The sequence below is a fragment of the Aquabacterium sp. A7-Y genome, assembly GCF_026153205.1.
Lineage (GTDB): Bacteria > Pseudomonadota > Gammaproteobacteria > Burkholderiales > Burkholderiaceae_C > Caldimonas.
In genome coordinates this window covers 1-17,768 of record NZ_JAPFBW010000059.1, presented here as the reverse complement: position 1 = coordinate 17,768, position 17,768 = coordinate 1, and the positions used below count along the sequence as shown (strand labels likewise).

Annotated in this window: 16 protein-coding genes and 1 pseudogene; 10 read left to right on the top strand and 7 right to left on the bottom strand. The window is 66.6% G+C overall.

What is annotated here, in order from left to right:
• Positions 1–43: 43 nt before the first annotated feature.
• The 3 genes from OOT46_RS29815 to OOT46_RS29805 form a co-directional block, all read right to left on the bottom strand.
• Positions 44–988 carry a LysR family transcriptional regulator gene (locus OOT46_RS29815; protein ID WP_265407261.1) on the bottom strand — a complete coding sequence of 315 codons (945 nt, stop codon included), beginning with the start codon at positions 986–988 and terminating at the stop codon, positions 44–46.
• Positions 989–1,404: 416 nt separating this feature from the next.
• A complete protein-coding gene (locus tag OOT46_RS29810) occupies positions 1,405–1,599 on the bottom strand; it encodes a DUF2905 domain-containing protein (protein WP_265407260.1) in 195 nt (64 codons plus the stop codon).
• Between the two features lie 19 nt (positions 1,600–1,618).
• Positions 1,619–2,794, bottom strand: coding sequence for a class I SAM-dependent methyltransferase (locus OOT46_RS29805; RefSeq protein ID WP_265407259.1), 1,176 nt, complete (start codon positions 2,792–2,794; stop codon positions 1,619–1,621).
• Between the two features lie 85 nt (positions 2,795–2,879).
• On the opposite strand from OOT46_RS29805, the gene OOT46_RS29800 reads away from it, so the two are divergent.
• The 3 genes from OOT46_RS29800 to OOT46_RS29790 are packed head-to-tail and all read left to right on the top strand — an operon-like array spanning position 2,880 to position 4,931.
• Positions 2,880–3,293 carry a dihydroneopterin aldolase gene (locus OOT46_RS29800; protein WP_265407258.1) on the top strand — a complete coding sequence of 138 codons (414 nt, stop codon included), beginning with the start codon at positions 2,880–2,882 and terminating at the stop codon, positions 3,291–3,293.
• The gene (gene ttcA, locus OOT46_RS29795; RefSeq protein ID WP_265407257.1) at positions 3,290–4,219 is read left to right on the top strand and encodes a tRNA 2-thiocytidine(32) synthetase TtcA; all 930 of its coding nucleotides are present in this window, start codon (positions 3,290–3,292) and stop codon (positions 4,217–4,219) included. The genes OOT46_RS29800 and ttcA overlap by 4 nt, the downstream gene beginning before the upstream one ends.
• 52 nt (positions 4,220–4,271) lie before the next feature.
• A complete protein-coding gene (locus tag OOT46_RS29790) occupies positions 4,272–4,931 on the top strand; it encodes a DUF4136 domain-containing protein (RefSeq protein ID WP_265407256.1) in 660 nt (219 codons plus the stop codon).
• Positions 4,932–4,955: 24 nt separating this feature from the next.
• Here the strand turns inward: OOT46_RS29790 and OOT46_RS29785 are convergent, their stop codons facing one another.
• Positions 4,956–5,855: a DUF6279 family lipoprotein gene (locus OOT46_RS29785; RefSeq protein WP_265407255.1), complete on the bottom strand. Its 900-nt coding sequence runs from the start codon at positions 5,853–5,855 to the stop codon at positions 4,956–4,958.
• A gap of 37 nt (positions 5,856–5,892) precedes the next feature.
• Between OOT46_RS29785 and glmU the strand changes: the two genes are divergently transcribed.
• Positions 5,893–7,272 carry a bifunctional UDP-N-acetylglucosamine diphosphorylase/glucosamine-1-phosphate N-acetyltransferase GlmU gene (gene glmU, locus OOT46_RS29780; protein WP_265407254.1) on the top strand — a complete coding sequence of 460 codons (1,380 nt, stop codon included), beginning with the start codon at positions 5,893–5,895 and terminating at the stop codon, positions 7,270–7,272.
• Positions 7,273–7,288: 16 nt separating this feature from the next.
• Positions 7,289–7,555: a cysteine-rich CWC family protein gene (locus OOT46_RS29775; protein ID WP_265407253.1), complete on the top strand. Its 267-nt coding sequence runs from the start codon at positions 7,289–7,291 to the stop codon at positions 7,553–7,555.
• Here OOT46_RS29775 and OOT46_RS29770 read toward each other — a convergent pair.
• Positions 7,474–7,986: an Lrp/AsnC family transcriptional regulator gene (locus tag OOT46_RS29770; RefSeq protein ID WP_265407252.1), complete on the bottom strand. Its 513-nt coding sequence runs from the start codon at positions 7,984–7,986 to the stop codon at positions 7,474–7,476. The two genes, OOT46_RS29775 and OOT46_RS29770, sit on opposite strands and share 82 nt — an antisense overlap.
• Positions 7,987–8,137: 151 nt before the next feature.
• Here OOT46_RS29770 and glmS point away from each other — a divergent pair, with 151 nt between their 5' ends.
• The 5 genes from glmS to OOT46_RS29745 all read left to right on the top strand — a co-directional run bounded on the left by glmS (position 8,138) and on the right by OOT46_RS29745 (position 17,066).
• A complete protein-coding gene (gene glmS / locus OOT46_RS29765) occupies positions 8,138–10,018 on the top strand; it encodes a glutamine--fructose-6-phosphate transaminase (isomerizing) (RefSeq protein WP_265407251.1) in 1,881 nt (626 codons plus the stop codon).
• Positions 10,019–10,303: 285 nt separating this feature from the next.
• Positions 10,304–11,782 (top strand): DUF3375 domain-containing protein, encoded by a 1,479-nt coding sequence (locus OOT46_RS29760; RefSeq protein ID WP_265407250.1) that lies wholly within the window; start codon positions 10,304–10,306, stop codon positions 11,780–11,782.
• Positions 11,783–11,807: 25 nt separating this feature from the next.
• Positions 11,808–12,509 carry a DUF4194 domain-containing protein gene (locus tag OOT46_RS29755; protein WP_265407249.1) on the top strand — a complete coding sequence of 234 codons (702 nt, stop codon included), beginning with the start codon at positions 11,808–11,810 and terminating at the stop codon, positions 12,507–12,509.
• Positions 12,502–15,879, top strand: coding sequence for an ATP-binding protein (locus tag OOT46_RS29750; protein WP_265407248.1), 3,378 nt, complete (start codon positions 12,502–12,504; stop codon positions 15,877–15,879). Before OOT46_RS29755 ends, OOT46_RS29750 begins: the two co-directional genes overlap by 8 nt.
• On the top strand, positions 15,876–17,066 hold the full coding sequence (locus OOT46_RS29745) for a Wadjet anti-phage system protein JetD domain-containing protein (protein WP_265407247.1): 1,191 nt from the start codon (positions 15,876–15,878) through the stop codon (positions 17,064–17,066). Before OOT46_RS29750 ends, OOT46_RS29745 begins: the two co-directional genes overlap by 4 nt.
• A 249-nt stretch (positions 17,067–17,315) precedes the next feature.
• Here OOT46_RS29745 and OOT46_RS29740 read toward each other — a convergent pair.
• Positions 17,316–17,504, bottom strand: a pseudogene (locus OOT46_RS29740) (integrase core domain-containing protein); the annotation flags it as partial.
• Positions 17,505–17,581: 77 nt separating this feature from the next.
• A complete protein-coding gene (locus tag OOT46_RS29735; RefSeq protein WP_265407246.1) occupies positions 17,582–17,761 on the bottom strand; it encodes a helix-turn-helix domain-containing protein in 180 nt (59 codons plus the stop codon).
• Positions 17,762–17,768 lie beyond the last annotated feature (7 nt).

Here is a 17,768-nt window from a genome sequence, read left to right as displayed (position 1 = left end):
GAGGTGCGCGGCATGCGCTACACCGCCGAGGGCATGAAGGGCATCAACGCATGAGGCCGGGTGCCGGCGCCGACAGCGCATGTCGCGCCGGCAGCACCGCGCCTTTCAGCGCCGAGCGTATCGCCTCGATCTTGTTCAGCACCTCTCGACGCGTTTCGCCGGCCCGCCACACCATCTGCACCTCGATCGTCAGCAGCCGCTCCACCGCTTCCTCGAAGGGCCGGTACACGACACCGATGCGGGAGGCTGCGCGCATCGAGGCCGGGCAGAAGGCCAGCCCTTCGCCCGCCGCGACCGCGGCCAGCAGCTTGGTGAAGTCGTTCGGCTCCAGCCTTCGCGGCGCGGCATAACCGTAGGTGCGGAAGGCGCGTTCGCACTTGTCGTAGAAGACCGGGTTGTCGGCGCGCGAGAACCAGAACAACGGCGTGTCGCCCAGGTCGGCCAGCCGCAGGCGGGTCTTGCCGGCCGCCGGGTGACCGGCCGGCAGGGCCACCATCATGGGGTCGCGCCCGACCGATTCCACCGACAGCTCTTCGGAAGGGGCCGCGATGTCGCCGACGATGGCGACATCGAGCTGGCCCCGGGCCACGCGCTCGACCAGGTGTTTGGAGAAGGCTCGTTCCAGGCGCTGGCCGCCCGCGAACTCGGGGTGGCCGATCAGGGCGTCGAGGTGCGGAATCAGTGAAAAGTCGATCACGCTGGTCAGGCCGATGCGCACGTCGCCGGTTCGCTCCTGCTCTTCTTCCGCGTACTTCCTGAGCGAGGCGACCGCGGCGTCCAGCGCCACCAGCACCGAGTGGATGTCCTTGCAGAAGGCCTCGCCGGCCGGCGTCAGGCTCACCTGGTGCGTATTGCGTCGGATCAGCTGGACCCGCAGCAGGTCCTCGAGGCTCTGGATCTGCCGCGACAGGGGCGGCTGCGACATGTTGAGCAGCTCCGAGGCACGCCTGAAGTTGAGCTCTTCCGCCACCGCGACAAAGCACTGCAATGTTCTGATGTTAGGCAGATGTTTCGAGAAGATGCGCATGTGAAAATCTCGGCAGGCGGAATATCTCTCATTGACAAGTAGATGCGCCTGCATTCTTGCGTCGCCTTCGCCGGCCGGCAAGGAGGCAGCGGGGCACCCGCCCGGTCCATGGCCCCGCTGCGCGGTGCTTCAGGGCCGCTGTCTGACGCCTGGTGCGGCGCGATGTGTCCGCAGAGCACCGTCTTGCGAGGCGCTCGGGCATTGGCTTGGCTCGGACCCTGGGGACAGCCCTCGTGCCGCGAGCCGCCTGCTGGCCCTGCCGCAAAACCCGGTGCACGTCACCCTGTGCAGGCCCGCGGGTCGTTGCGAAATGCAGACGCGACCCTGGCAAACCTTTCTGGCCGTGTCGCAAGGAGCTCGAACTGCGCTAGAGCGGCTTAAAACAGCTTGCTGATCAGCATCGCGAAAAAGCTCAGCAGCACCGTGGTGGCGATCGGCAAGTGCCACTCGCGGCCCGCCAGCCGGAAATGCAGGTCGCCCGGCAGCCGGCCCAGGCCGATCTTCTCCAGCCAGGGCCGCAGTCCGCTGAAGACGAGCAGCACCAGCACGACGACGATCAGCCAGCGCAGCATCTGAAAACCTCGGCCTTCCTCAGAGCCTGTGGCTGCGGTCGCCGACGGCGAAGCCCATCGCGTCCGCCAGTTCGGCGCCGCGGCTAAAGCCAATCACCTTGAACAGCTCGCCCATCTCGTGCTCGGCCACCAGCTTCTGCACCGCCGCGACGCTTTTCAGCCGCTCGGCCTCCGCGGCGGCGGGGGCGTCGGGGTCGGCGGGCGGTAGCAAGTCCAGCAGCCCGCAGTTCAACAGAAAGCGCGCCTGCGTCGTGTAGCCGAGCACGTCCAGCCCGCTGTCCTGCCCGGCCAGCGCGATGCCGGTGAAATTGACATGGCTGGTGATGTCCTTGAGCCCCAGCGCGCTGAGCGGATCGGGGTCGGCCTGGTGGCCGCGGTGGCACATCAGCGTGCCGCCGGTGCGCTGCGGGTGGTAGTACTCGGTCTCGGGGAAGCCGTAGTCGATGAAAAACGCCGCCCCGCGCGTCATGCGCCCGGCCAGCGTGCGGATGAAGGCCTCGGCCTGCGGATGGATCTCGGTCACCGTGCCGGGCACGAAGGGCCCTTCCACGGGCGGGCGCAGTGGGGTCGGCCGGTCGGCCCACTGCAGTGCCGGCCCATCGGCAGCGGGCTGCGCCACCGCCACCCCCCGCTCCCACCAGTCCTGTCCGTCGAAGTGCAGCAGCTGCACCGGCATCGCATCCAGCACCTCGTTGCCGACCACCACACCCCGGATGTCCCGCGGCAGCTCGTCGTGCCAGGTCACCCGAGCCGCCTGCGCCTCGCCCAGCTCGCGTGCGATGCGTTCGCGCTGCCGCTCGCGCAGCACGCCCGACAGTTCGACGATGTGGTACGCATTGCAGGCCCCGCCCAAAGCGCCCAGCAGGTGGGCCGCCAGTGCACCGGAGCCGGCGCCGAACTCCCACACCTCGGCGGTCGCGGTCGCCACCAGCGCCTGCCGCACCTGGCGCGACAGCGCCCGGCCGAACAGCGGCGTCAGCTCGGGCGCGGTGACGAAGTCGCTGCCGCTGCCGGGCAGGGCGCCGAACTTGCGCCCGGCATTGGCGTAGTAGCCCAGCCCCGGCGTGTAGAGCACGAGGGCCATGAAACGGTCGAAGGGCAGCCAGCCGCCGCTGTCGCGGGCGGCGTCGCGCAGCCGCGCGAGCAAGCGGTCCTGCAGGTCGGCCGCTACACTGACAGGTTCTTCGTGTTGCATCGCCGCATTGTAGGAAGATCGCGCCCGGCCGCTCGCCGAGCCCTTCTGCCAGGCGTTGCAAGGCCGCGAACAAGGAAACCGTGAAATGCACAGCATGTTGAGCCACCCCAGCCTGATGGACTGCAGGCGCCTGTTCCTGCGCAATTACGAGGTGTGGATCAACATCGGCGTGCACGACTACGAAAAGCGCGGCGAGCAGCGTGTGGTGATCAACGTCGAGCTCTACATCCCGCTGGCCTTGTGCACACCCAAGGCCGACCAGCTGCACGAAGTGCTCGACTACGACTTCATGCGCCGCACCATCGCGCAGTACGTCTCCCGGGGCCATGTGCACCTGCAGGAAACGCTTTGCGACGAGGTGGCCGAGCTGATGATGGCCCACCCCCTGGTGCGCGCCGCCCGCGTTTCCACTGAAAAGCCAGACGTCTATCCCGACTGCGACTCGGTGGGCGTCGAGGTGTTCCGACTCAAGACTGACACAACGGAGGCCCGGCAATGAGTGCCGTGTTGCACCCCCAACCCCCCGCCGGCGACGACACCGCCAAGGCGGCCAAGCTCGCCTTCGAGAACCACAAGCTCGGCAAGCGCCTGCACCGTCTGGTCGGCCAGGCCATCGGCGACTTCAACATGATCGAGCCGGGTGACAAGGTGATGGTCTGCCTGTCCGGCGGCAAGGACTCCTACGCCCTGCTCGACATCCTGCTCAACCTGAAGCAGCGCGCGCCGGTGCACTTCGACCTCGTCGCGGTCAACCTCGACCAGAAGCAGCCTGGCTTCCCGGAGCATGTGCTGCCCGAATACCTCAAAGGCGTCGGCGTGCCCTTCCACATCGAGGAGCAGGACACCTACTCCATCGTCAAGCGGGTGGTGCCCGAGGGCAAGACCATGTGCTCGCTTTGCTCGCGGCTGCGCCGCGGCGTGCTCTACCGCGTGGCCGGCGAGCTGGGTGCGACCAAGATCGCGCTGGGCCACCACCGCGACGACATGCTGCAGACGTTTTTCCTGAACATGTTCTTCGGCGGCAAGCTCAAGGGCATGCCGCCCAAGCTGGTGAGCGACGACGGCAAGAACGTCGTGATCCGCCCGCTCGCCTACGTGGGCGAGACCGACCTCGAACGCTGGGCCGAATTCCGCAAGTTCCCCATCATCCCCTGCACCCTGTGCGGCAGCCAGGAGAACCTGCAGCGCAAGCAGATCAAGGCGATGCTGCGCGAGTGGGACAAGAAATTCCCCGGCCGGGTGGAGAACATGTTCAGCGCGCTGCAGAACGTCGTGCCCTCCCACCTGATGGATCGGAACCTCTACCCCTTTGCCGGCCTCCAACCCACGGGCGAGGCCTTTGCCGCCGGGGACAAGGCTTTCGACGACGACGAGGACTGCTCGACGCCGTCGACCTCGGTGGTCCGCCTCAAGCTCGACGAATAGACCGGCTGGCCGGCCGCCCGCCGCCCGGCCCGGCGACCCAAGGAGGTGAAAGATGTGGAAGATCACGGCGTGTGCCGCGGCGCTGCTCGCACTGGCGGGCTGCTCCACCGTGCGGCTGGTCGAGAGCGACGTCAACAGCTACACCGAGTGGGCGGAAGCCCGCCAGCCCGGCAGCTTCACCTTCGAGCGCCTGCCCTCGCAGCGAGCCCGTCCCGACCGGCAGGCCAAGATCGAGGCGCTGGCCCTGCCGGCGCTGCAGAAAGCCGGCTTCCGGCAGGCGCCCAACGGCAGCGGCGATGTCACGGTGCAGGTGGGCCTCAGCGAGACCTACTACGACCGCGCACCCTGGGACGACCCCTATCCCTGGGGTTTCGGGCCCAGCTTCTATTACGGCTACGGCAGCCGCTATCGCTCGCGCGCCGGTGTCGGACTGGGTCTGGGGTGGCATGCCCCGTCGCCGTACTACGTGTTCGACGCCGCGGTGCTGATCCGCGACGCCAAGAGCAAGCAGGTGCTCTACGAGAGCCATGCCAAGCACGACGGTCGCTGGGTCGACGACGTGCTGCGCGCGACGCTTTTCGAGGCGGCGCTGCAGGACTTCCCGAGGCCGGCCATCAGCCCCCGGCGCGTGCGCATCGAGATCCCGCGCGACGCCAAGGCGCCGACCGAGCCGGCTGAGCCCGCGAAGCCGGCCGAGAAGCCGGCGAAGTAAGTCGGTCCGGCAAGGCGGCCCGGCTCACGACTCCGCGGCCGCCGCCAGCGCCCTCAGGTCCTTCTCCCACCCGTGCAGCTTGTCCTGCGCCGTCTGGCGCTGGTCGGCGGTGGTGCGGTTGTGCAGCTGGGCCACCAGCTCGCAATTGAAGGCCGTGAGCTTGTCGTGATAGCTGCGGTAGTGCGCGTCGGGCGAGTTCATGAGCCGGTGCACCAGCTCGCGCACCCTGGCGCGTGCCTGCTCGACCGCCGGCCGCTCGGCCTGCAGCGCCCGCAGCGTCTGCAAGACGTCCTGCTGCCGGCGCTGGCGCTCGCGCAAGGACACCTCCGCATCGAAAGGCGAGGCCGCCATGCGCTGCGCCAGCCACTGCCGCTGCTCCGGCGACAGCCGTCCATAGAGCGACTCCGCGCGCTCCGTCGAGCGCTTCAGCCGCGCCTGCTGGCGCTCTTCATGGTCCTCCTGCAGGTGGTCCTTGCGGAATTCGCGGTTGGACTTCTGGTAGCGATTCTGCAGGTGCTCGATCTGCTCCGGCGTCAGCTTCAGCGCCAGGTCCGCCATCGCCGGCAGCGCGTGCTCGGCGGCCAGGTCGCGCCATCGCGTGACCTCACCCCACCAGCGGCAGGCCTGCGCCGGGGTGCCGTCGTGCAGCACCTCCTGCCGCAGCTGCGCGAGGCTCTGGGCGTAGGCCGGCAGCTGGGTCGCCCGGTGCCAGCGGAACCAGCGCGAGATCTCGTCGCGCGCCTGGGGCGACTGCTCGTCGGTGACGTCGATGTAGTTGTCCAGCCACCAGTAGGCCATGTGCTGCCCCTGGTTGTAGGCCAGCCGCATCGTGCTGCAGCCAGCCATCAACACGACGGACAGCAGCAGCCCCATGACGAGGGGGAGGGAGCCGCGCCGCCGGCCATCGATAATCGCGGGATCCACCTTCTTGTTTGAAGCGTTCAACGAATACCTCCACAGCATGGCACTCGACGTCGTCATCATGGCCGCGGGCAAGGGCACCCGCATGAAATCCAGCCGCCCCAAGGTGCTGCATGCGCTGGCGGGCCGTTCGCTGCTGCAGCACGTGTTGCAGACCGTAGCGAGCCTCGGGGCGCGCCGCATCGTCACCATCACCGGCCATGGCGCCGAGCAGGTGGAAGCAGCAGTGCAAGCGCCGGGCCTGCAGTTCGTGCGCCAGATGCCCCAGCTGGGCACCGGCCATGCCGTGCAACAAGCCGTGCCGGCCCTGGGCGACGACGGCACCGTGCTGATCCTCAACGGCGACGTGCCGCTGATCGAGGCCGCCACCGCCCGTGCGCTGGTCGACGCCTGCGGCGGCCAGCGCCTGGCGCTGCTGACCCTCGAGCTGGACGACGCCACCGGTTACGGCCGCATCGTGCGCCGTGTCGACGGCGGCATCCTCGGCATCGTCGAACACAAGGACGCCAGCCCCGAGCAGCGCCAGATCCGCGAGATCTACACCGGCATGATGGCCGTGCCCAGCGCACTGCTGAAGCGCTGGCTGTCGCAGCTGAAGAACGACAACGCCCAGGGTGAGTACTACCTCACCGACATCGTCGCGATGGCCGTGGCCGACGGCGTGCCGGTGGTCGCCGCTCACCCCGGCAGCGAGATCGAGGTGCTGGGTGTCAACAGCCCGGTGCAGCTGGCCGACCTGGAGCGTCGTTACCAGCGCCGCCTGGCCGAGCAGCAGATGGAAGCCGGCGTGCGCCTGGCCGACCCCGCCCGCTTCGATTTGCGCGGCACCCTGGAGTGCGGCATGGACGTCGAAATCGATGTCGGCTGCATCTTCGAAGGTCATGTGGTGCTGGGTGACGGCGTGCGCATCGGTGCCCATTGCGTGGTCAAGAATGCCGTCATTTCTGCAGGCGCCGTGATCCACCCCTACACCCACATCGACGGCGAGAAGCAGGGCGCCAAGGTGGGCGAGGGCGCCCTGATCGGCCCCTTCGCACGCCTGCGCCCCGGCGCCGACCTGGGCCCGGAAGTTCACATCGGCAATTTCGTCGAGGTGAAAAATTCGACCCTCGCCAAGGGCGCCAAGGCCAACCACCTGGCCTACCTGGGCGACGCCACGGTGGGCGAGCGAGTCAATTACGGCGCCGGCAGCATCACCGCCAACTACGACGGCGCCAACAAGCACCGCACCGTGATCGAGGCCGACGTGCACGTGGGCTCCAACTGCGTGCTGGTGGCCCCGGTCACCCTCGGTGCGGGCGCGACCATCGGCGGCGGCAGCACCATCGCCAAGAACGCGCCGGCCGGCGAGCTGACGGTGGCGCGGGCCAAGCAGGTCTCGCGGCCGGGCTGGCAGCGGCCCAAGAAGGCGACGCGCTGACAGCGGCCGCAGCGGCATGGACACGACGCGCTGCCCCCTTTGTGGCGCCTCCAACCGCTGCGTGATGGCGGGCTCGCCCGGCGCGGGCGACCCGGCCTTGCCCTGCTGGTGCACCACGGTCGAATTCGACCGCAGCCAGCTCGACCTCATCCCCGCGGCCGCGCGTGGCCTGGCCTGCCTCTGCCCGGCCTGCGCCGCGCGTCAGCCGCCCGCCGAGCTGGCGCCCGGCGCCGACGGCAAGGCGATCGCCGGCTCGAACTTGGAACGCTTCACCGAGAAGTAGGTCTTCACGTTGCGCACGTTCACGTCCGTCGTGAACAGCCGCTGCACCAGCGTGTGGTAGGCCGCCATGTCGCGCACCTGCACGATCAGGACGAAGTCCGGCCCGCTGGAGGTGCGGTAGCACTGCTGCACGGCGGCCTCGGCCACGGCCTTGTCCTCGAAGGCCGCCAGCTTCTCGGCCGCCTGGTGGTCCAGAGTGATCTCGACCACCGCCGTCAGCCCGGCACCCAGCCGGTCGGGCGAGAGCAGGGCGACCGTGCGCTCGATGACCCCCAGCTCCACCAGCCGCCGCACGCGGCGCAGGCAGGTGGCCGGCGAGACATGCGCGCGCTCGGCCAGCGCCTGGTTGCTGAGCGAGGCGTCGTGCTGCAGGAAGTCGAGCAGGCGCAGGTCGAGGGCATCGAGTTGAGGGGGTGGTGCGGCAGAAGCCATCAATCTTCAGCAATTTGAGAAAGGAAATTTCTCATCCATGGGGCGATGCAATGATCCGCCAAAACAGGATCAATTCTGCAAGAAACTTCTCCGAGGTCCAGCCTACCATTCGCACACTTTCAAATTCCCATCCCCTTCAAGGAGCCCCTCCATGTGCGGCATCGTCGGCGCGGTCAGCCAACGCAACATCGTTCCCATCCTGATCGAAGGCCTGAAGCGGCTGGAGTACCGCGGCTACGATTCCTGCGGCGTGGCGGTGCATCGCAACGGTGAGCTGCAGCGCGCGCGCAGCACCTCGCGCGTGGCCGAGCTGGACGCGCAGGTGGCGAGCGAAGCGGTGAGCGGTTTCACAGGCGTGGCCCACACGCGCTGGGCCACCCACGGCGCTCCGGCGGTGCACAACGCCCACCCCCACTTCTCGCACGGCCCCGGCGAAGACGCCTACACCGCGCGCCCGGGTCGCATCGCGCTGGTTCACAACGGCATCATCGAGAACCACGACGAGCTGCGCGCCGAGCTGCGGGCCAAGGGTTATCTCTTCATGAGCCAGACCGACACCGAGGTCATCGCCCACCTGGTCGACCACCTCTATGACGGCGACCTCTACGAGGCCGTCAAGCGCGCCACGCTGCAGCTGAAGGGCGCCTACGCGATCGCGGTCTTCTGCCGTGACGAGCCGCACCGCGTGGTGGGCGCCCGCGAGGGCTCGCCCTTGGTGCTGGGCGTGGGCGCGCAGCAAGGCGCGGGCGAGAACTTCCTGGCCTCCGACGCAATGGCTCTGGCCGGCGTGACCGACCAGATCATCTATCTGGAAGAGGGCGACGTCGTCGACCTGCAGCTGGGCAAGTACTGGATCGAATCGCGCGCCGGCGGCCAAGGCGACCGCTTCACCCGCGTGGAGCGCCAGGTGCGCACGGTGCTCGCGCACACCGGCGCGGCCGAGCTCGGCCCCTACCGCCACTACATGCAGAAAGAGATCTTCGAGCAGCCGCGCGCGATCAGCGACACGCTCGAAGGCGTGGAGGGCATCTCGCCCGAGCTGTTCGGCGACGGCGCGTACAAGGTCTTCAAGGAGATCGACAACGTCCTGATCCTGGCCTGCGGCACGAGCTATTACGCCGGCTCCACGGCCAAGTACTGGCTGGAGTCCATCGCCAAGATCCCGACCAACGTCGAGATCGCGAGCGAATACCGCTACCGCGACAGCGTGCCCAACCCGCGCACCCTGGTGGTCACCATCACGCAATCGGGCGAGACGGCCGACACGCTGGCCGCGCTGAAGCATGCGCGCAGCCTCGGCATGCAGCACACGCTGACCATCTGCAACGTCGCGACGAGCGCGATGGTGCGCGAATGCAAGCTCGCCTACATCACCCGCGCCGGCGTCGAGATCGGCGTGGCCTCGACCAAAGCTTTCACGACGCAGCTGGCGGGCCTGTTTCTGCTGACCCTGGCGCTGGCGCAAGTGCGCGGCCACCTGAGCGAGGAGCAGGAAGCGCAACACCTGAAGGCGATGCGCCACCTGCCGGTGGCGCTGCAGTCGGTGCTGGCGCTGGAGCCGCAGGTGATCGCCTGGGCCGAGGAATTCGCGCGCAAGGAAAACGCGCTGTTCCTGGGCCGCGGGCTGCACTATCCGATCGCGCTGGAAGGGGCCTTGAAGCTGAAGGAGATCAGCTACATCCACGCAGAGGCCTATCCGGCGGGCGAGCTGAAGCACGGGCCGCTGGCGCTGGTCACCAGCGAGATGCCGGTGGTGACGGTGGCGCCGAACGATGCGCTGCTGGAGAAGCTGAAGAGCAACCTGCAGGAGGTGCGGGCGCGGGGCGGGCAGCTGTATGTATTTGCGGATGCCGACTCGCGCATCGAGAGCGAGGCGGGGCTGCATGTGATCCGCATGCCGGAGCACTATGGGGCGCTGTCGCCGATCCTGCATGTGGCGCCGCTGCAGCTGCTGGCGTATCACACGGCTTGCGCACGGGGGACGGATGTGGATAAGCCGCGGAATCTGGCGAAGAGTGTGACGGTGGAGTGAGGGGCGGCCCACGCTTGACTGGAAGCACGGCCTCTGGCGCTTTGTTGCCAAGTGCCTTGCCGGTGACGTCCCGCTCGAGCGAAGGCGTGGTTGCCCGAAGCGACAACGGCGCCGAACCTCGGCGCGCTCGGTCATGCGCTGGCTGCATGGCGCCTTAGGCTATCGACGCCTTCGGCGATTCGCAGGGAGTGAACTAACATCCCATCGAGACTCACCGCCTAAGTGGCTGCAACTTCCGTACGCAGGTTAGAGGGCCTTCGCGGGCAACCCTGGTTGAACAGACGCATGTCGCTGGACTACGCCACACTCGCCACTCTGCGCGATCGCCATCCCGCTTGGCGCCTGCTGGCTTCGCCGCACGCGCCGCTGGTCGTGAGCTTCCTGCACCGGGTGTTCGTGGCGCCCAATGTGCGGACCATGAGCGAGGGGGATGTCGCCGAGGCGCTGGAGGATGACCTCTTTTCTCTGCGCAAGCAGCTCGGCGCCGACGCCTATCCGAAGGTTGCGCAAGAGTACTTGAACGATTGGGCTGCATCCGACAAGGGCTGGTTGCGAAAGTTCTACAAGCCTGGCACGGATGAGGCGCAGTTCGACCTGACGCCTGCCACCGAGAAGGCCATCGCGTGGCTGGTGTCGCTGAACGAGCGGCCCTTCGTCGGCACCGAGTCGCGATTGCTGATGCTGTTCGCACTACTGGAGCAGATCGGGGCTGGCACCGAGGCCGATCCCATCAAGCGTGTGGAGGACTTGCGCACGAAGCGCAACGAACTCGATGCAGAGATTGCCCGTGTGCTGGCGGGCGACGTGCCGCTGCTGGACGACACGGCGGTCAAGGACCGCTTCCAGCAGTTCCAGCAACTGGCGCGCGAGCTGCTGACCGACTTCCGCGAGGTTGAGCACAACTTTCGTCAGCTCGACCGCAAGGTGCGCGAGAAGATCGCGCTATGGGATGGCAGCAAGGGCGCACTGCTTGACGAGATCATGGGCGAGCACGATGCCATCGGTGACTCGGATCAAGGCCGCAGCTTCCGCGCCTTCTGGGACTTCCTGATGTCCAGCCGCCGACAGGAGGAGCTCTCCGCACGGCTCGATCAGGTGCTTGCCTTGCCCGCGGTGGTGGCGCTCGAGCCCGAGCCTCGCACCCGCCGGGTGCATCACGATTGGCTGGAAGCCGGCGAACACACGCAGCGCACCGTGGCTCAACTGTCACAGCAGCTGCGCCGCTTTCTGGATGATCGGGCGTTTGTGGAGAACCGCCGAATCCTGGACCTGTTGCATGGCATCGAGAGCAAGGCTCTGGCGCTGCGCGAGTCCCCGCCTGCGCAAGGCCTGATGGCCATTGAAGCGATGGGTGCGGACATCGAACTGCCGCAGGAGCGGCCGCTGTTCACGCCCAGCGTGAAGCCGCGCCTCGCCGAACTGGTGCTCGATGCGGTCGAGGACGACATCGACACCGCGCGATTGTTCGATCAATTCGTCGTGGACAAGGGACGCTTGCGCGCAGCGATCCAAAGGGCACTGCGTCACCACCCGCAGACCACGCTGCGCGACCTGCTGGAAACCGAGCCTTTGCGCCAGGGCCTGGCTGAGCTGGTGGCTTATATGCAGCTGGCTCACGAGGACGATGGCAATGGTGCCTTGGACGGCCTGCATGCGGTAGTGGACGATGCTGTGGAGGAACCGATTCGCTGGCAGACCAGCAATGCGCGGGGCGAGCCGGTGGTACGCGAAGCACGCCTGCCCCGTGTGATCTTCACGCGGTGAGCGCCGGTGTGAGAGGGAGACCAAGATGAATGACACGGTGCAAGGGATCGCATCCTTCGAACCCGCACCCACCGCTCTGCCTGCTGTGCCCGAGCTGTCTGTGTTGCTGGTACATCTGCTCAAAGGCGTCCTCTATCGTGAGGACGACGAGCGCCTTTGGGCGAGCCTCTTGCGCCTGCAGGCGCGGGTGAGGGAACAAGCGGCGGTGCTGCTGCTCGATCTGGTGCAGGACGAGGCCGAAGGCTACGCCTTCCTAAAGAGTCGCCCGGATCCGGACGAATCCGAGGGTGCGCCGCGTCTGCCGAGGCTCGTCGCGCGCCGGCCACTGTCCTATCCGGTGAGCCTGATGCTTGCGCTGCTGCGCAAGCGCATGGCAGAGTTCGATGCCGGTGGTGGCGACACCAGGCTCGTGCTCACGCGCGACGAGATCGCCGAGTTGATGCGCGTGTTTCTGCCTGATGGCACGAACGAGACCCGGGTCATCGACCAAGTGGATGCGACGATTGCAAGGGTGGTCGATCTGGGTTTCCTGCGTCGGCTCAAACCCGCCGCGGGCAGCGGCCAGCAAGCTGGGCAGGACAGGGGGCACTACGAGGTGCGGCGCATCCTCAAAGCCTTTGTCGATGCGCAATGGCTGGCGGAGTTCGACGCACGGTTGGATGTCTACCGCACGGCGCTTTCCGGTGCAGCAGCTGCGACACAGCCCAAGGGTGCGGCCGATGCGTGAGGCGCCGACCCTAGCCCTAGACTTCGTGGCCGACGACTGCAGGGTGGGATTCCGTCTGCAACGGCTGGAAGTGCTCAACTGGGGGACCTTCGACAAGCGCGTCTGGCGCTATGAACTAGGCGGCCGCAACGGCTTGCTCACCGGCGACATCGGATCGGGCAAGTCCACACTGGTCGATGCCATCACGACCTTGCTCGTGCCTGCTCACCGCGTGGCTTACAACAAGGCCGCCGGGGCGGATGCCCGAGAGCGAAGCCTGCGTTCGTACGTGCTCGGCCACTACAAGAGCGAGCGCAACGAGGTGACGGGTAGCGCCCGAGCGGTGCCGCTGCGCGACGCGTCCAGCTACTCGGTCATCCTCGGCGTGTTCCTCAACGAGGGCTTTGATGCGGCGGTGACACTGGCCCAGGTGTTCTGGCTGAAGGACCCGCAGGGCAAGCCGGCACCTCTGTACGTGGCGGCCGAACGGGCCATGACCATTGCTGATGACTTTGCCGGCTTCGGCAGCGACATAAGCGCATTGCGCAAGAAGCTGCGCGCCTCGGGCTGCGAGCTTTTCGACAGCTTTCCGCCTTACGGCGCGTGGTTTCGCCGGCGCTTCGGCATCGAGCATGAGCAGGCGCTGGAGCTTTTCCACCAGACGGTGTCGATGAAGTCCGTGGGCAACCTTACCGATTTCGTGCGCAGCCATATGCTGGAGCCCTTTGATGTGGGCAGCCGCATCGAGGCATTGATCCATCACTTCGACGACCTGGACCGCGCCCACCAGGCCGTGCTCAAGGCCAAGCGACAGGTTGAGCTCCTCACACCGCTGGTGGCCGATGGCCAGCGCCACGCCGCGCTCACCGCGGAGATTCAGGGCTTTCGCGACGGGCGCGATGCGCTGCGGCCGTACTTCGCCCGGCTCAAGGGCGACCTGCTGGACAGGCGTCTCGCGCTGCTGGCGGAGGATGCCGCCCGGCTGGATGCCCAGATCGAGCGCCTGATCGTGCAGCGCGATACCGGGCGAGCCGAGGTGAGCAATCTGGAGCGCGCCTTGCGCGACAACGGCGGCGACCGGTTGGAGCAGCTGGCCGCCGAGATCCGGCGCAAGGAGACCGAGAAGCTTGAACGTCAGCAGAAGGCCGAACGGTACGCGGCCTTGCTCGCGCGCGTTGACGAGGTACCGCCGTCCGATGAGGCGGCTTTTCTGGCCCAGCAGCTATCCATCGGCGCGCGCGCGGAGTCGCTACGCGAGCGCATTGCGGACCTCGCCAACCGCGAGCGCGAGGAAGACTTTGCTTTCCGCAAGGGGCGGGAAGAGCACGTGGCTTTGTCCGAGGAAATTGACAGCCTCAAGCGCCGCAAGAGCAACATCCATGCCGCCCAGATCCGCATCCGCGAAGCGCTTTGCGGAGCGCTGTCCATCGGCGAGGACGAATTGCCCTTTGCGGGCGAACTCATCCAGGTGCGTGAGGACGAGCGCGACTGGGAAGGCGCTGCCGAGCGGTTGCTGCGCGGCTTTGGTGTCGCGTTGCTGGTGCCCGATGCGCACTACAAGGCAGTGGCGGAGTGGGTGGACCGCCAGCACCTGGGCGCGCGTTTTGTCTACTTCCATGTCAGGCCGAAGAAGACCCCGCAGGGCGCCAGCCTGCATCCGCAGTCGCTGGTGAGAAAGCTCGCCATGAAGCGGGACTCGCCGCACTACGACTGGCTGGAGCTGGAGCTTCGAAGCCGCTTCGACGTGGCCTGCTGTGACAACGGCGAACAGTTCCGCCGGGAGTCCCGGGCGATCACGCGAACCGGGCAGATCAAGGATCCGACCGGGCGCCACGAGAAGGATGACCGCAGCCGCATCGACGACCGCAGCCGGTACGTGCTGGGCTGGAGCAATGCCGACAAGCTTCGCGCATTGCGGGAGCGACAGGATCGCCTGGAAGGGCAGCTGGCGACACTCGGTCAGCGCATCACCGAGATCCAGCAGGCGCGCAAGCAACTCGAGGATCGGCTGGAGGCACAGGCCAAGCTGGAGGAGTTCATGCGCTATGCGGACATCGACTGGCAGATGTTGGCGCGAGAGATTGCGGGACTCGCTGAGGAGCGCGAGCGCCTGGAGTCCGCATCCAATACCTTGCAGGAGTTGGGCAGGCAGTTGAAGACCGCGCGGGATAGGCTGGTCGAGGCCGAAACCAAGCTGACCGACGCACTTGGCAAACGTGGAGAGATCAAGAGCAAGTGCGAGGCGGCCCAGGAGTTACGGGATCAGACGAGGGCGGTCTGTGACGCGATGCCGCTTGACGAGGCCCAGGTCATGCGCCTGGGTGATTGGCGCACCGAGGCACTGGGCGAACATCAGCTCTCGGTCGAATCCTGCGACAACCGCGAGCAGGAGGTCCGCAAGTGGCTGCAGGACCGCATCGACGTGGAGGACAAGCGCCTGGCCCGCCTGACCGAGCGCATTGTCAATGCCATGCGCGGCTTCAAGGAGGAGTTCAAGGCCGAAACCGTTGAGGTGGATGTTAGCTTGGCGGCGCTGGGTGAGTATGAGCGTCTGCTAGACGGCTTGCGGCGCGACGACCTGCCGCGATTCGAGACGCGCTTCAAGGAATTGCTCAACGTCAACACCATCAACGAGATCGCCAACTTCAATGCGCAGATCGCACGCGAGCGGGAAACGATCAAAGAGCGCGTTGACTTCATCAATCAGTCGCTTCAAGCCATCGACTACAACCCCGGTCGTTTCATCAAGCTAGTGGCGCCGCCCAGCCCCGACGCGGAGATCCGTGACTTCCAGCAGGATCTGCGCGCTTGCACCGAGGGCGCACTGATGGGATCGGCGGATGAGCAGTATTCAGAAGCCAAATTCCTGCAAGTCAAAAGCATCATCGACCGCTTTCGGGGCCGCGAGGGCCTGTCGGAGGCTGACCGGCGCTGGACGGCGAAAGTCACAGACGTGCGCAACTGGTTCCTGTTCTCGGCCAGTGAGCGGTGGCGAGCCGATGGCGCCGAGTACGAACACTATTCGGATTCCGGTGGAAAGTCGGGCGGACAAAAGGAGAAGCTGGCCTATACGGTGCTGGCCGCCAGCCTGGCCTACCAGTTCGGTTTGGAGTGGGGTGCAGTTCGTTCCCGCTCCTTCCGCTTCGTGGTCATCGACGAGGCGTTCGGGCGCGGCTCTGACGAGTCGGCCCAATACGGGTTGCGATTGTTCCAGCAATTGAACCTGCAATTGTTGATCGTCACGCCGCTGCAGAAGATCCACATCATCGAGCCTTTTGTGGCCAGCGTCGGCTTCGTGCACAACGAGGGCGGGCGGAATTCGCGGTTGCGCTGCCTGACCATCGAGGAGTACCGGGCTCAGAAAGCCAACATGGGCGGTGCTGCGCCATGAGTTGGACCACCTCGGCAGACCTTCGCGTCCAGGTGCAACGTTTGTGGGATCGCGGCGAGTTGCTGCGTGCGTCGGTCTCGGAGGCCGTCGTGTGGCCACTCCGCCTGACCCTGAAGGCTCCTGCTGCCAATGACTTGTCCGATCGCTTCGAAGCGGTGCGCGACTGGGTGCGCGCAGTGGCCGGCACACCCCATGTGCGGATAGAGTGGCGTGATTGGACGCATCGGGTCCAAGGCAAGCAGCGGCTGCCGGCTGCCGTTTGGCTCGATTCGCTGCAGGATGCCTTGGCCGTCATCGAGCAGGCTCGAGCAGCAGAGCGCTACCAAGCGCTTTGGCAGCAGGCCGCCACCGCGCAGCCCGCATTGCTGCCCTGGCTAAGCAAGCGGCCTCTCCAGGTTCTCGACTTGGCCGACCGTTGGGATCGCCTCTTGGCTGTGGTCGCCTGGCTGCGTGCCCACCCCCGCCCTACCGTATACCTACGCCAGGTGGACATGCCGGGAGTGGACAGCAAGTTCATCGAGTCGCATCGAGGCGTGCTGGCAGAGTGGCTGGATTTGGCCTTGCCGCCCGAGGCGATAGATGCGGCGGCGACTGGGGTGGCGCAGTTCGCCCACCGCTACGGCTTTCTCGACAAGCCGGTTCGCCTGCGCTTCCGACTGCTCGATCCCACCTTGCCGAGCTTGCCCGGCTGCCAGGGCCTGCCCGACGTCACCCTGGACGCGGCGAGCTTCGCCGAGCTCACGCTACCCGTGGCGCGGGTGTTCATCACCGAGAACGAGACCAACTTCTTGGCCTTCCCGCCAGTGGCGAAGGCGATCGTCATCTTTGGTGCCGGCTACGGGTGGGAGTCACTGACACGCGCCCGGTGGTTGCACAGCTGCGACTTGTGCTATTGGGGCGACATCGATACCCACGGCTTTGCGATCCTCGACCAGTTGCGCAGTCATTTCCCTCAGGTGGCTTCGTTCCTGATGGACCGAGAGACGCTGCTCACCCACCGGGCGCAATGGGGCGAGGAGCCCGAGCCCGCGCGCCATGACCTGGCCCGGCTCACGATCGAGGAGGCCGCGCTCTACGACGAACTCCGTTTCGATCGGATTCAACCCAGGCTGCGGCTGGAGCAGGAGCGCATCGGCTATCGCTGGTTTGGCGACAGTCTCAACCGCATTTCCGCAACATCACACTGAGATCAGCGGGAGCGTACAGCATCTTGGGGTCCGTACTCGCCGCGGGCCGAAGACGATGACGGCCATGAAGACCAAGGTTGCCAAAGGCTTGAGCCGGGTTCGCGAGGAGAAGGTTGAACTTCATGCAACGGGTGCCGGCGCTGCAAGAGGTGACAGCCATCGCAAAGAGTGCTCGCAACGTGCCTGCACCAGTTCGGCCCTACTTCGTCTCGGCGGACCCTAACGAAGGGCGCGAGGGCTTCGAGGACTTCAATCGATGGGCTGAAGCAACAGTTCCTGCTCGGCGAAGCGCGCGGGTGGGATGCGACCGATACTGCTGCGCGGCCGCACCTCGTTGTAGTTGCGTCTCCGGAGCGCAATGGCCTCCCGGGCCTGCTGCAGGGTCCGAAACGAATGCTCATTCAAGCACTCGTCTCGGAACTTGCCGTTGAAGCTCTCCCGTTCGGGCTGTCGCTGCACGCTGCGCAGATGTTTGGAGGTGGCCTTGGCCAACTGCAGCTTGGTGCGCGCCGGAACTAGCCCTTCCAGCCGCCAGCCTCATACGCCTTGCGCGCCGCGCTCACCGTGGTGCGCGACATCTCGCACTGCACGGTCGTCTCCTTCAGGCTCACTCCCTGACGTCTCATCTTCACCGCACGCCGCCGACGCTCGTTCAGCGCGTCCACTGATAACGTCCTCGAGTCGATTTTGTCCATTCACCAA

Bases quoted from the DNA above. Each gene is read 5' to 3' on its own strand.
- OOT46_RS29810 (WP_265407260.1), bottom strand. From the start codon at position 1,599: ATGCTGCGCTGGCTGATCGTCGTCGTGCTGGTGCTGCTCGTCTTCAGC.
- OOT46_RS29805 (WP_265407259.1), bottom strand. From the start codon at position 2,794: ATGCAACACGAAGAACCTGTCAGTGTAGCGGCCGACCTGCAGGACCGC.
- OOT46_RS29800 (WP_265407258.1), top strand. From the start codon at position 2,880: ATGCACAGCATGTTGAGCCACCCCAGCCTGATGGACTGCAGGCGCCTG.
- ttcA (WP_265407257.1), top strand. From the start codon at position 3,290: ATGAGTGCCGTGTTGCACCCCCAACCCCCCGCCGGCGACGACACCGCC.
- OOT46_RS29790 (WP_265407256.1), top strand. From the start codon at position 4,272: ATGTGGAAGATCACGGCGTGTGCCGCGGCGCTGCTCGCACTGGCGGGC.
- glmU (WP_265407254.1), top strand. From the start codon at position 5,893: ATGGCACTCGACGTCGTCATCATGGCCGCGGGCAAGGGCACCCGCATG.
- OOT46_RS29775 (WP_265407253.1), top strand. From the start codon at position 7,289: ATGGACACGACGCGCTGCCCCCTTTGTGGCGCCTCCAACCGCTGCGTG.
- OOT46_RS29770 (WP_265407252.1), bottom strand. From the start codon at position 7,986: ATGGCTTCTGCCGCACCACCCCCTCAACTCGATGCCCTCGACCTGCGC.
- glmS (WP_265407251.1), top strand. From the start codon at position 8,138: ATGTGCGGCATCGTCGGCGCGGTCAGCCAACGCAACATCGTTCCCATC.
- OOT46_RS29760 (WP_265407250.1), top strand. From the start codon at position 10,304: ATGTCGCTGGACTACGCCACACTCGCCACTCTGCGCGATCGCCATCCC.
- OOT46_RS29755 (WP_265407249.1), top strand. From the start codon at position 11,808: ATGAATGACACGGTGCAAGGGATCGCATCCTTCGAACCCGCACCCACC.
- OOT46_RS29750 (WP_265407248.1), top strand. From the start codon at position 12,502: ATGCGTGAGGCGCCGACCCTAGCCCTAGACTTCGTGGCCGACGACTGC.
- OOT46_RS29745 (WP_265407247.1), top strand. From the start codon at position 15,876: ATGAGTTGGACCACCTCGGCAGACCTTCGCGTCCAGGTGCAACGTTTG.
- OOT46_RS29735 (WP_265407246.1), bottom strand. From the start codon at position 17,761: ATGGACAAAATCGACTCGAGGACGTTATCAGTGGACGCGCTGAACGAG.